Source organism: Bradyrhizobium sp. WSM3983, from assembly GCF_000473045.1.
Classification (GTDB): domain Bacteria; phylum Pseudomonadota; class Alphaproteobacteria; order Rhizobiales; family Xanthobacteraceae; genus Bradyrhizobium.
This window is the reverse complement of sequence record NZ_AXAY01000003.1, coordinates 169734-181524: the sequence shown is the minus strand read 5'-3', so window position 1 is coordinate 181524 and position 11791 is coordinate 169734. Positions and strand designations below refer to the sequence as shown.

12 protein-coding genes are annotated in these 11791 nt (G+C 61.7%); 10 read left to right on the top strand and 2 right to left on the bottom strand.

Going from position 1 to position 11791, the window contains the following annotated elements; all coding sequences use genetic code 11:
• Positions 1-5: 5 nt before the first annotated feature.
• Together YUA_RS0105980 and YUA_RS0105975 are read right to left on the bottom strand one after the other, a co-directional pair.
• Positions 6-1508: a sugar ABC transporter ATP-binding protein gene (locus YUA_RS0105980; RefSeq protein WP_027529860.1), complete on the bottom strand. Its 1503-nt coding sequence runs from the start codon at positions 1506-1508 to the stop codon at positions 6-8.
• A gap of 23 nt (positions 1509-1531) precedes the next feature.
• A complete protein-coding gene (locus YUA_RS0105975; protein ID WP_027529859.1) occupies positions 1532-2554 on the bottom strand; it encodes a sugar ABC transporter substrate-binding protein in 1023 nt (340 codons plus the stop codon).
• Between the two features lie 643 nt (positions 2555-3197).
• On the opposite strand from YUA_RS0105975, the gene YUA_RS0105965 reads away from it, so the two are divergent.
• The 10 genes from YUA_RS0105965 to YUA_RS43550 all read left to right on the top strand — a co-directional run bounded on the left by YUA_RS0105965 (position 3198) and on the right by YUA_RS43550 (position 11773).
• Entirely contained in the window at positions 3198-3572 is a 375-nt protein-coding gene (locus YUA_RS0105965) for a DUF2946 family protein (protein WP_027529858.1), read from the top strand.
• A gap of 63 nt (positions 3573-3635) precedes the next feature.
• Positions 3636-4652: a hypothetical protein gene (locus YUA_RS0105960; protein ID WP_027529857.1), complete on the top strand. Its 1017-nt coding sequence runs from the start codon at positions 3636-3638 to the stop codon at positions 4650-4652.
• A 3-nt stretch (positions 4653-4655) separates the two neighbouring features.
• Positions 4656-5006, top strand: a complete 351-nt coding sequence (locus YUA_RS0105955) for a copper resistance CopC family protein (RefSeq protein WP_027529856.1) — start codon at positions 4656-4658, stop codon at positions 5004-5006.
• A gap of 13 nt (positions 5007-5019) precedes the next feature.
• Positions 5020-5952: a copper homeostasis membrane protein CopD gene (copD, locus tag YUA_RS0105950; RefSeq protein WP_027529855.1), complete on the top strand. Its 933-nt coding sequence runs from the start codon at positions 5020-5022 to the stop codon at positions 5950-5952.
• Positions 5953-6132: 180 nt separating this feature from the next.
• Positions 6133-6519 carry a DUF2946 family protein gene (locus tag YUA_RS0105945; RefSeq protein ID WP_035970546.1) on the top strand — a complete coding sequence of 129 codons (387 nt, stop codon included), beginning with the start codon at positions 6133-6135 and terminating at the stop codon, positions 6517-6519.
• Between the two features lie 93 nt (positions 6520-6612).
• The gene (locus tag YUA_RS0105940) at positions 6613-9036 is read left to right on the top strand and encodes a TonB-dependent receptor (RefSeq protein WP_027529853.1); all 2424 of its coding nucleotides are present in this window, start codon (positions 6613-6615) and stop codon (positions 9034-9036) included.
• Between the two features lie 26 nt (positions 9037-9062).
• Positions 9063-10274 (top strand): sialidase family protein, encoded by a 1212-nt coding sequence (locus YUA_RS0105935; RefSeq protein ID WP_027529852.1) that lies wholly within the window; start codon positions 9063-9065, stop codon positions 10272-10274.
• The gene (locus tag YUA_RS0105930; protein ID WP_027529851.1) at positions 10271-10768 is read left to right on the top strand and encodes a TlpA disulfide reductase family protein; all 498 of its coding nucleotides are present in this window, start codon (positions 10271-10273) and stop codon (positions 10766-10768) included. Before YUA_RS0105935 ends, YUA_RS0105930 begins: the two co-directional genes overlap by 4 nt.
• Positions 10769-10796: 28 nt before the next feature.
• Complete coding sequence (locus tag YUA_RS0105925; protein WP_027529850.1) at positions 10797-11330, top strand: copper chaperone PCu(A)C; 534 nt, start codon at positions 10797-10799, stop codon at positions 11328-11330.
• Positions 11330-11773 carry a hypothetical protein gene (locus YUA_RS43550; RefSeq protein ID WP_245285112.1) on the top strand — a complete coding sequence of 148 codons (444 nt, stop codon included), beginning with the start codon at positions 11330-11332 and terminating at the stop codon, positions 11771-11773. Before YUA_RS0105925 ends, YUA_RS43550 begins: the two co-directional genes overlap by 1 nt.
• Positions 11774-11791 lie beyond the last annotated feature (18 nt).

Sequence of the window (11791 nt, the reverse complement as noted above, 5' to 3'; positions counted from 1 at the left end):
CTCCGTCACGCCGCCTCGAGCAGGCGGTCTTTGCTGACCGGCTCGTTCTTGAATTCCCGCACCACAGCGCCGCGCTTGAGCACGAGGATGCGGTCGGCCAGCGACAGCACCGTTTCCGGTTCTGTCGACAGCACGATGATCGCGAGCCCCTTGGCGCGGAGGTCGCGGACGATGTTGATGACGTCGTTCTTGGCGCCGACATCCATGCCGCGGGTCGGCTCGCACAGCACGAGGAGCTTGGGCGGATAGGTCAGCCACTTTGCGAGTGCGACCTTCTGCTGGTTGCCGCCGGAGAGCATGCCGAGGTCGAGGCCGACCACCGGCGGCCTGATCTGCAACTGCTCGACCTGGCGCTGGGCGACGTCGCGCTCTAGCGCCGGCTTGAGCAGCAAAGACGAGATGCGGTCCAGAATGCTGATCGAGATGTTCTTGTAGACCGGCTCCTGGTGAAACAGCATGGCGCGCCGGCTCTCGGGCACCAGCGCCACGCCCGCACGCCGCGCCGCCGCCGTGCTGGCGAAGCTTTTTGGCTTGCCCTCGACGATCAGCGTGCCGGCGTCCGGCTTCAGCTTGCCGAACAGGATGCGCGACAGCTCCTGCTGGCCGCAGCCCATAAAGCCGTAGATGCCGAGCACCTCGCCGGCGCGGGCCTCGAAGGAGACGTCCTGGAGGCTGCGGGCCAGCGACAGCTGATCGACCTTGAGGATGACCGAGCTGTCGCTCGGCCGCGGCAGCATGAGATCGTCGGTGTAGCTGTGCTCGAGCGCTTCGCCGCCGCGGCCGATCATGGCCTCGATCAGCGCGCCCTTGGTGGTCGCGGCGCTCGCGGTCTCGGCGACCTTGCGCCCGTTGCGGAACACGGTGACGGTGTCGGACACGCGAAGAATGTCCTCGATGAAATGCGAGATGAAGACGATGGCGGTGCCTTGTTCGCGCAGCCGCCGCAGCGTCGTAAACAGCCGTTCGACCTCGGGCGGGGAGAGGGCGGAGGTCGGCTCGTCCAGGATGACGATGCGCGCGCCCGAGAACAGCACGCGGGCGATCTCGATCAGCTGCTGCAGCCCGATCGGCAAGTCGCCGAGCCGCGACATCGGATCGACGTCGATGCCGAATCGAGAAAGCTGCTCGCCGGCCTCGCGCGCCATGCGCCGCCATTGCACGAGGCCGAGGGCGTTGGTCGGCTGGTTGCCGAGGAAGACGTTCTCCGCGACCGTCAGGTCGGGCGCAACCGAGAGCTCCTGATGCACCATGGCGATGCCGGCCGCATGCGCATCGCGGGCCGAGCGGAAATGCGTCTCCGCCCCGTCGATCAGGAAGCGGCCGGAGAATTCGGTGTGCACGCCGGCGATGATCTTCATCAGCGTGCTTTTGCCAGCGCCGTTCTCGCCGACGAGACCGTGGATCTCGCCGGGGAGAAGCGCGAAGTCGACACCACGAAGCGCTTCGACGCCGCCGAAGCTCTTCGTGATGCCCTGGAGTTCCAGGATGGGCTGTTGACCCTCAGGCATGAAAGTTCAAGTCTTGGAGGATTTCAGATCAGGAAGTGATCTTCCATCCACTGCATGCCGGCGGCGTTGGCCTTGGTCACGACCGGGCCGTCGGTGACAACGTTCTTGGGGATGCCCTGTCCACTCTTCTCGCCACCGACCACAGCCGCGACACCGGCGATGATCGCGCCGCCATGGATGCGGCAGGACGGGTTGCGGACAGTTGCGAACATCCGGCCCTCGCTCACCGCCTGGATCGCCGGCGGCATCGCGTCCACACCACCGATCAGGATGTTGCTGCGGTTGTGCGCCTTCATGATGTTGGCGGCCGCAAGCGCCATGTCGTCATTGTGGAAGAACGCCGCGTCGATCTGCGGGTACTTGGTCAGATAGGTCTCCCAGAGCCGCGCGGTCTTGGAGACGTCCCAGTCGGCCGGCTGGGTGTCGAGCACCTCGATGCCGGGGAATTGCTTGACGACATTGTTGAACCCCTTGGCGCGGCCCTGCGCGCCGGTGTGGCCGAGCGCGCCTTGGGTCATGATGATCTTGCCCTTGCCGCCCATCGCGTTGCACAGCGCCTGCGTCACCGAGGCGCCCATGAACTCGTTGTCGGGAGCGAGGAAGGAGTGGACGTTGATCTGGTCGAGCGGCGCAATCAGCGTGTCCATGTCGATGACAGGCGTGCCGGCGTCGATCATCTTCTGCACGGGCTGGGTAAGGGTGCCGATGCCGAACGCCTGGATCGCAACAAAGTCCCATTTCTGCGACGCCATGTTGTCGATCGCTGCACGCTGCTTCACGGCATCGAGCTGGCCATCGAACCAGGTCACTTCGACATTGAACAGCTTGCCCCAGAATTCCGCGGCCTGCTTGCCCTGTGCGCACCAGGTCGCCTGAAGGCCTGCGTTGGAGAATGCCGCCTTCAGCGGCTTCTCGGATCGTCCGACTTCGGCTGCAAGTGCTGGGTTTATGCCCATGCTGCCGAGGATGGCAGTCGCGGCGCCGGCGGTCGCTGCCGCCTGAAGAAGATCGCGCCTCGTCGTCGAGAAATCTTTCGTCCCGGACATCGCTCGCTCCCATATAATTTATCGTCGGCGCGTCATTGATTGCGCGACCGATGTGGAAAGTCTGTCACAAGAGTTGATGCCACTCAACCAGCGGCGTCAGATCCGCACCGCGCGAGGCCGCGCGTTCAAAGCTCCGCTCGATCGGATTGGGAGAAGCACTCACCGGCACATCAGCCGCGCAGGCAAAAAAAGAGCGGGGCCCTAGCCCCGCTCAAAAATTGTGTCGACCCTATTATCCCCGATTCTAAGATTTGATCTTGATTGGCGGGGCGACGCTGCGTTTTGCGCGCCAGGGGCTCCTCCCGAGACTTGGACCACCAGACTTTGACCTCGCGGCTAGCCTGAGCAAGAGGATGCTAGATCAACTTTTCTCACTTGTCATCATTTTCGGCAACGATTGTTCAAAATTAGAGCAGCTGACGAAATGATCGGGCTGTTAACCCCATAAGTATATGACAAACATAAGAATTCTGTGGATGGGCAGGACGGCGCGACTGCCTCAAATGCCGGACACGGCTTCGGGATGGAGTCCCTCCGAACACATTTTTCGAGAAATTTGCGCCATCCCAACAAGGCTGGCGATGTGTCCTCGACTCGGGACCGGCACGGTGTTTAGTTAGCAGACGAACGAATGGTTCGGCGGATGCGCGCACGGCTGCAAAAATTCCTACCGGTTGTCCTGCTCGCCTTGGTGATGCAGGTGCTGGCGCCGATTGCCGCCTGCTGGGCGGCCGGCCAGGCCGTTGCCGATCCGCTTGCCACCGGTGTCATCTGCCATAGCGCCAGCGAGCAGGGGCCTCCGAACGACCAGAACGGCGCGCCAACCGCGCATGCCGGTGCCTGCGCGCTGTGTTGCCTGGCGCAGGCCAACGCGTCGTTCGATTCGCCGTCGCACGCAACGTTCTCCGTTCCCTTCCGCCACGCCGAGCGCGCGGTGTGGCACGCGGCGGATGCAGGCGTAGTCACTTTACTTGGCGGTTCCAACGCCCAAGCGCGCGCGCCTCCGTATTTGATGTGAGTTTCGCGGCCGGACCGGCCGCTTGAACCTGCATGTCGCTGTGCTTTCTTGCGGAGACTTCCCATGTCTATCAGTGGCGCGCGCGCGGGCCTGTCGGGCCTCGCTATTGCGCTTTGTTCTCTCTCCCCAAGTCTTGTTTCCAGAAGCCTTGCCCACGAGATCGTCGGCAACCGCTTCTTTCCGGCAACGCTCGGAATCGACGATCCCGGCGTTAACGATGAACTCTCGCTTCCCACCTTCGACAGCTTCAAGACCGGTGACGTTCCGCCCGTTCGGCAGCGCGACGTGTCCGGCGAGTTCTCCAAGCGGATCACCGAGGATTTCGCGATCTCATTTGGCTCGACCTACACTTTCCTCGGTCCGATCGACGCAACGGTCCCCGGGGCCAACGGATTCCAGAATCTGGAAACCACGTTCAAGTATCGGGTATTCAAGGACCCCGTGCATGAATTTGTGATGTCGGTAGGTTTGAGCGTGGAATGGGGCGGCACGGGCGCGCAAAGCGTGGGAGCGGATCCGTTCAACACCTACACGCCTACGATCTATTTCGGCAAAGGCTTTGGCGATCTTCCCGACACGATCTCCTGGCTTCGGCCGGTAGCGATCACGGGCCAGGTCGGCTACGCCATCCCGGGCCGGAATTTCACCACCACCTTCGGGATTGATCCGGACACGGGGCTGAGCGCCGCTGACACCGAATTCCATCCACGGGTGCTGAACTGGGGCGGCACCATCCAGTACAGCATGCCCTATCTGAAATCGGCGGTCGTCGATCTCGGTCTGCCGGATTTCATAAATCACCTGGTCCCGCTCGTCGAAGCCACCTTGCAGACGCCGGTGGCGAACACGCTCACCTCGGGCACGATGATAACGGGTACGATCAATCCCGGAGTCATCTGGGTTGGCAACAAGTTTCAGATCGCCGCGGAGGCGCTGATCCCGATCAATCGGCAAAGCGGAACCAATGTCGGCTTCATCGCTCAATTGCATTTGTACCTGGACGACATCGACCCGCACGGCATCGGCAAGCCGATCTTCGGTGGGGCGGTTCAGCCTGCCAGCCCATTTGCAAGGAATTGAACCATGCGCGTCTCATCACTAGGACTCCTGCTGCTGGCTTCTTTGACGACCGGCCAAGCATGCGCCCACGCTTTTCTCGATCATGCCGAGCCACGTGTCGGCAACAAGGTCGGAAGCCCTCCGAGAGAGGTAACACTCTGGTTCACGCAGAAACTGGAGCCGGCGTTCAGTTCCGTAACGGTTACCGGTCCCTCTGGACAACGCATCGAAGCCGGCAAGACGCGCGTCAGCGGCAATCAGATGTCCGTCTCGCTGAAAGGTGGTGGTGCGGGCACCTACCACGTCAACTGGCGCGTGTTGTCGGTGGATACCCATACGACCGACGGGAACTTCACCTTCGAGGTTGGTCCTTAAGGGCGTCGCCGCAATGGATTGGTCCGCCGCTGGGGCGCCTTTGGTTGCGACGCGTGCTGTGCATTTCGCGGCTACGGCGATCATGGCCGGAAACATGCTTTTTCGTACCGTGGTCACCGAGCCTGTTTTGTACCCGGAAGCGACGGTGGCTGCCGTGTTCCGTACCCAGACACAACGGGTCTCGTGCATCAGTCTGGCCGTTGCCGTGATCTCCGGCGGGATCTGGTTGTTGCTTCAGTCCGCCGCAATGAGTGGGTTGCAGCTCGAGGATGCGTTGACTGCGGATGTGCTATCGACGGTCGTCTACGAAACCCAGTTCGGCCAGGTGATGATCGTCCGAGTGGGCCTTGCAATCTTGGTAGCCGCTTGCTTGGCCTCTGACCACGTGACGATCGCACAACGGCTTGGACTGGCAGCCTCGTTCGCGTTCACGGCAAGCCTTGCCTGGACGGGCCATTCCGCCGCCACGATCGGCGCAATGGGGTATCTCCATCTTGTGGCGGATGCGCTCCATCTGATTGCCGCCGCGGCATGGGTAGGCGGCCTGGTGCCGCTGATCCTGCTACTGGCCGCCGCCAACGGCGACAACGCGAAACCGTTCGCCCGCGATGCGGTCGAACGGTTTTCGACGGTGGGCATCATTAGCGTAACTGCGCTCATGCTCTCGGGCTCGATTAATGCCGTCATCCTGGTTGGATCTGTTACCGCGCTGCTCGCCACCAGCTACGGACAATTGCTGCTGCTAAAGCTCGCTCTGTTCGCGGTGATGTTGGCCCTCGCAACGATCAACCGGCTGTTGTTGACGCCGCGGCTTGCCCAGCCGGGCGCGGGTGGGCTGCGCGGGCTAACACGGAATAGTAGTATCGAACTGGCCCTTGGTCTTGCCATCTTCGCCATTGTTGGGCTGCTCGGCACGCTGCATCCCGCCGTTCACCTCGTGACGTGAATCAATGAGAGGAAGAGCCTATCGGTGCAGCATGCGCGAACCGCGCCAGGCCGGGTCACGGGCGGCTTGGCTGGCGAGGGCGAGGGATAGTCTTTCCCGAGGAGATTGTCCTGAGGCAATCAGGGCCAAGATGCGATCTCGACACTGCTCTCACTTGGTGTTTAGTTAGTAGGCGAACGAATGGTTCGGCGGATGCGCGCGCGGCTGCAAAAATTCCTATCGGTTGTCCTGCTCGCCTTGGTGATGCAGGTGCTGGCGCCGATTGCCGCCTGCTGGGCGGCCGGCCAGGCCGTTGCCGATCCGCTTGCCACCGGTGTCATCTGCCACAGCGTCAGCGAGCAGGGGGCTCCGAGCGACCAGAACGGCGCGCCGACCGCACATGCCGGTGCCTGCGCGCTGTGTTGCCTGGCGCAGACCAACGCGTCGTTCGATTCGCCGTCGCACGCAACGCTCTCCGTTCCCTTCCGCCACGCCGAACGTGTGGTGTGGCACGCGGCGGGTGCGTCCGCTGCCGCGACCCATAAGGGCTCAAGCGCCCAGGCGCGGGGACCTCCGCACTTTTCCTGACCTAACGACGGATCGAACCGTTGGTGCGGCGATGCTGTGCCAACGGCGTGCTTAATGAACCGGCCGACAAGCCGGACGTCAGGAATCCAAGTGATGTTTCGTATTCGTACGCTCAACAGCGCAAGCCTCCCCGTGCTTTGCTGGATGCTGTCCTCCGTCAGCTCCGACGCGCAAGCCCAGGTCGTCCAGCAGCCGCTCCCTCCCGTAACCGTTGACGCGCCTCAGGCGGCTCGTCCCAAGCCTCTGGTGCGTCAATCGAGGTCACGCTCCGTCTCGGCGGCGCGCTCGACCCGGCGGGTTGCAGCGAACCCGACCGTTGGCGCTCCGACCCAGAACAGGACAGTGACTGCGAGTGCCGCGCGGGACGGCCTCAATCAGGCGCCTGCCGGGCAGACTGCGACGACGATCGATCGCAGCCAGTTCGACAATCGGCCCTCGTTTTCCGTGAGCGACGTCCTGCGTGACAGTCCAGGTATTTCGATCAAACAAGGAAACGGGCCGCGCGATTTCGGCATCTCCATTCGCGGATCCAACGCTCGAAACAGCTTCGGCATCCGCAATCTCGTCATCTTTGATGACGGCTTCCTGGTGACACAGCCGGACGGCCTGTCGCGAAGCGACCTGATCGATCCCCACGCCTATGGTGCGATCGACGTCGTCCGCGGACCCTCGTCCGCGCTCTATGGCAACTACGCGACCGGCGGCGCGCTCAATTTCCGGACGCGGCCAGGTGGCACGATCGATGGCGTCGAATACGGAGTCGATGGGGGTAGCTATGGCTACCTCAACAATTACCTGGCCGCTGGCAAGAAGGTCGGGAATTTCGAGGGGTCGCTGTTCGCCAGCGACACCAGGGGCGACGGCTATATCGGCAATAGCTGGTTCAATACGCAGACAGTCAACTTTTTCGGGACGCTCAAGGCGACGCCGGACGATCGCTTCACGGTCAAGATCATCAACAACGACCTGAGCGCGCGGCTGCCGCTTCGGCAGTCGCTGAACCAGTTCTACACCAATCCATTCCAACAGGGCTGTACGACCGGCGCAGGCGTGGCCGGATGTCCAATCGTGTCTCTCTTCAACAACGGCTTCAACGCAAGAACGGGCATCGCAAGCGACAAGGACACCGAGACGGCAACGCAAACGGGTCTTGGGCGAAACGATCGGCGAACCATTGTCGGTGGACGATGGGAGCACGACTTCGACAACACCACGACTTGGCGAAACCAGTTCGTCTTCGACGACAGGAACATCAGCCAGCCGACTGGCCCGACCAGCGCGATCGGAGATTTCCCCTCGTACAACTACATGAGCGACATTACGAAGCGCGGCGAAATCCTCGGCCTGGATTCCACTACGCTTGTCGGCGCGTGGTACAATACGCTCGTGGCGTCGAGCGACACGCGCAACGTCATGCCTGGCGGAAACGCCACGTTGGGGCTGCTCCAGGCGAATACCTTCAGCGATACCTCCAACTACGGGGTACGGGCGAGGGAGGAACTGAAGCTTACTCCTGATTTGACCGCGATAGCTGGAATTGGTTGGGAAACCACGATTCTAAAGGGTGTAAATACCCTCTATAAGTACAACACGTTCAACGTTCCGATCGCTACGATTCCTACGCCCACCACGGCCGATCGGAAGATTGAGAACACGGCCCCCGAATTGGCGCTGTTATACAGGCTCAATCCGCAATGGCAGTTTCGAGGACGCGTGGCGACTGGCTACGGAACACCGCAAGTGTCGAATCTGTTCGTTCTTCCGAATGGTGATTTTGGCAACAACACCCAGCTCCAGACGCAGACCAATGTCGGTTATGATCTTGGCTTCGACTGGATGCCAAGCAATGCAGTTAAACTGAGCGCGACGGCATTTTACGAGTTTTTCCGAAATGAATTGGTGAGTCAGGCCGCGAGCAATCCGAGTGCGAGCAACGCAACCTACATGTTCAACGCGCCGCGCTCTGAGCATCGCGGAATTGAGCTTGCCACCGACTGGAAGTTCTCTCCGGGCTGGCGATTGATGACGGCGTACACCTACCTCGACGAGGTCTACACGGAGTATGTCGAGAACATCACCAACGGAGCGGTATTCAGCTTCAACCGGGCAGGCAACAAGATTCCCGGTATTTCGCCCAACGAGCTGACTGCCAGGATCGGCTACGATGAGTTTGCCGGAGCGTTAGCGGGTCTCGGAGGCTTCGTGGAGGTCCAGTGGAAGGACTCCTTCTACATGGACAACGCGAATCTCTTGAAGGCGCCAGGCTATGAGCTGGTTAACGTGAACGTCCACTACAAGACCGACCTGGTGTCCGATTCCTTCAGGTCCCTGAATTTGTTTCTCGAGGTCAGAAACGTCTTCGACCGCACGTATGTCGCGTCGGCAAACAACATCACCAATTCGGTTACTGCGGCCGGTCTTCAAAACCCTGCGAGCACGCTCGCAAATACGACGGGATCGATCTATGCGGGCTCGCCGCGCACATTCGTTGCGGGTATGAAGGTGGCGTTCAAATGATCCGCGCTTTCGAGAGGAATCAGGCCATGCTCCGAACTGGCTTGCTCGGGATAGCCGCTCTCGCGCTCTTGCAGAGCCCCGCGCTCGGACAGATGCACGGTCAGCACACGTCCGAAGCGGCTTGTGAAGAGCCGACGCTGCGCTGCGCCACCAAGGTGACGCCCGCATTCGGTCCCGACGGAACGCTGTGGCTTGCCTGGATGGCAGGAGGGCAGGTGTCGGTCGCGAGTTCGCAGGATGCGGGCCGGAGCTTCTCGACCCCCACTCAGGTCACGACGAAGCGGCTGAACCTTGATTGGGGACCGGATGCCCGGCCGAAGATTGCGATTGGTCGCAACGGCGGAATCGCCCTTGCGTTCTCGATCTTCAGGGATGAGGCCTTCAACGGGCAGGTGCTCTACACGCGATCGTCCGACGGCGGAAAGAGCTTTGCGGAGCTGAAGCCCATCACCGCAAACAACGAAAGCCAGCGTTTTGAGGCCCTGGCCCTCGATCAGGATGGGACGATCTTCGCGGCTTGGCTCGATAAACGCAATCGCGTCCCTGCGAAGGAGGCCGGCCGGAAGTACGATGGGGCAGGGCTGTTCTTTGCTTCGTCACGCGACGGAGGTGCGACCTACGCAGAGGCCAGTCTCGCGCACGACAACACCTGCGAATGCTGCCGATTGGGGCTGACGTTTGCAGCGCCTGGGCGGCCTGTCGTGATTTTCAGAAATATCTTCGAGGGCGGCGTACGCGACCACGCAGTCGTGACGTTCGCCGATCTTTCGACACCGGGCGAAGTCCATCGGGTCAGCAACGACGATTGGCAGATCAACGCCTGCCCGCATCATGGGCCGAGTCTCACGGTCGCGCCGAACGGAACCTATCACGTCGCCTGGTACACGAACGGGAAGGTGCGGAAGGGGCTATTCTACGCTTACTCACGCGATGAAGGCCGCAGCTTCTCTGCGCCTATGGCGCTGGGACGGCTGGATCGCAACCCGACGCGACCCTTCGTGCTCGCAGGTCCGGGGGGAACGGTAATGGTCTGGAAGGAGTTCGACGGCGAAAAGACCTCGGTCCGGATGACGATTTCGCATGACGATGGCGAGACGTGGTCGCCGTCGAAGACGATATCGAGCACAACCGATACGTCCGACCATCCCTTGCTGGTCTCCAATGGTCGTCAAATGTACTTGTCATGGATGACGAAGGCGGAGGGCTATCGCCTTGCAGCGATCGAGGCGCAGCCATGAGACGTGGATTTGCAGGCATTCTAGGTCTGGGTATCCTGATCGTATCGGCGTCTGCTCTCGGAGCGCCGCCGGCTCTCAAGCCGTTCGAACGTGGTACTTGGCAAGGCGTGCTCAAGAGCCATGCGGGTCGTCCGACGCTTGTGCACTTCTGGGGCGTGACGTGCGGTCCTTGCAAGGTCGAGCTGCCGTTGCTCGGGCAATTTGCAAAGGACCACCCTGAGATCGACGTGGTCACGATCAGTGCCGACCTGGTGCCGAACCTGCCGGCCGCCACGCAATCAATGCTCGACAAGGCGGGGCTATCCTCGACTGAGAACTTCATCTTTAGCGACGGCTTTGTCGAGCGCTTGCGGTTCGAGATCGATCCCAGCTGGCAGGGCGATATTCCCAGGACAATGCTTCTCACTCGGGACGGGACCGTTACAACGATCGAAGGTTCCGCCGAAATTGCCGATTTCGAGAAATGGTCGGCTCAGCAACTCTCCACGCACTGAAATTCAAGCTGCCAACAGGAAGACCGATATGAAGACGATGTTGAAAGATGTGATGCTCGCCGCGTTCGCTCTCGCGCTCTGCGCCGCTCCCGTCCGCGCTGACGACGTCAAGGCGGGCGACCTCGTCATCTCCCAGGCCTGGAGCCGGGCGACGCCGGGCGGCGCCAAAGTCGCCGGCGGCTATCTCACGATCGAGAACAAGGGGACGGCGGCGGATAGGCTGGTTGGCGGTTCGGCCGACATCGCCGGCAAGGTCGAGATCCACGAGATGGCCATGGACAACGGCGTGATGAAGATGCGTCCACTCGACAAGGGCGTGACCATCGATCCCGGCAAGACCGTCAAGTTCGCGCCGGGCGGCTACCACTTCATGCTCGAGCAGCTTAAGGCGCCGCTCAAGCAGGGCGACAAGGTGCCGGTCACCTTGGAGTTCGAGAAGGCCGGCAAGGTCGCGGTGTCGCTCGACGTCCAGGGCGTCGGGGCGCAGGCGCCGGGCGATGCCGGCCACTCCGGCCACATGGAGATGATGAAAACGCCGGGTCATTCGGGAATGAAGATGTGATGGACCTGATCGGACTTGGCATGAACTTGTATCGCTTCGTCAAGGTCGCGACGTGCGGGACGCTCGTTGCGACAGCGCTGGCATTTGTTGCGACGTCACCTCTCGCCGCTGCAACGGACGACGATAGCTTCTTCACGCACCTGCACACTGAGAAGGCGATGGCCAATGTGACGGTCTCGCCGGGCCGCGCCGGTCCGGTCGAGATCACCATCCAGCTGGAAACCACGGACGAGGTGCCGCTTGCGGCTAAAGCCGTTTCGGTGACTCTGGCCGACGTGCAGACCGGTAAGAGGCTGGCGCCGGTCGAAGCCTCGCGAGAGGGCGTCGATGGCTGGCGGGTGAAGGTGGCGCAGTTGACGCCGGGACGCTGGATGCTGGGCTTGGGAATTTCGATCTCAGAGACCGATCACGTCAGTGTGGAATCGCCCATCTTGATCAAATAGTCGCTCCGAGGAGACCGA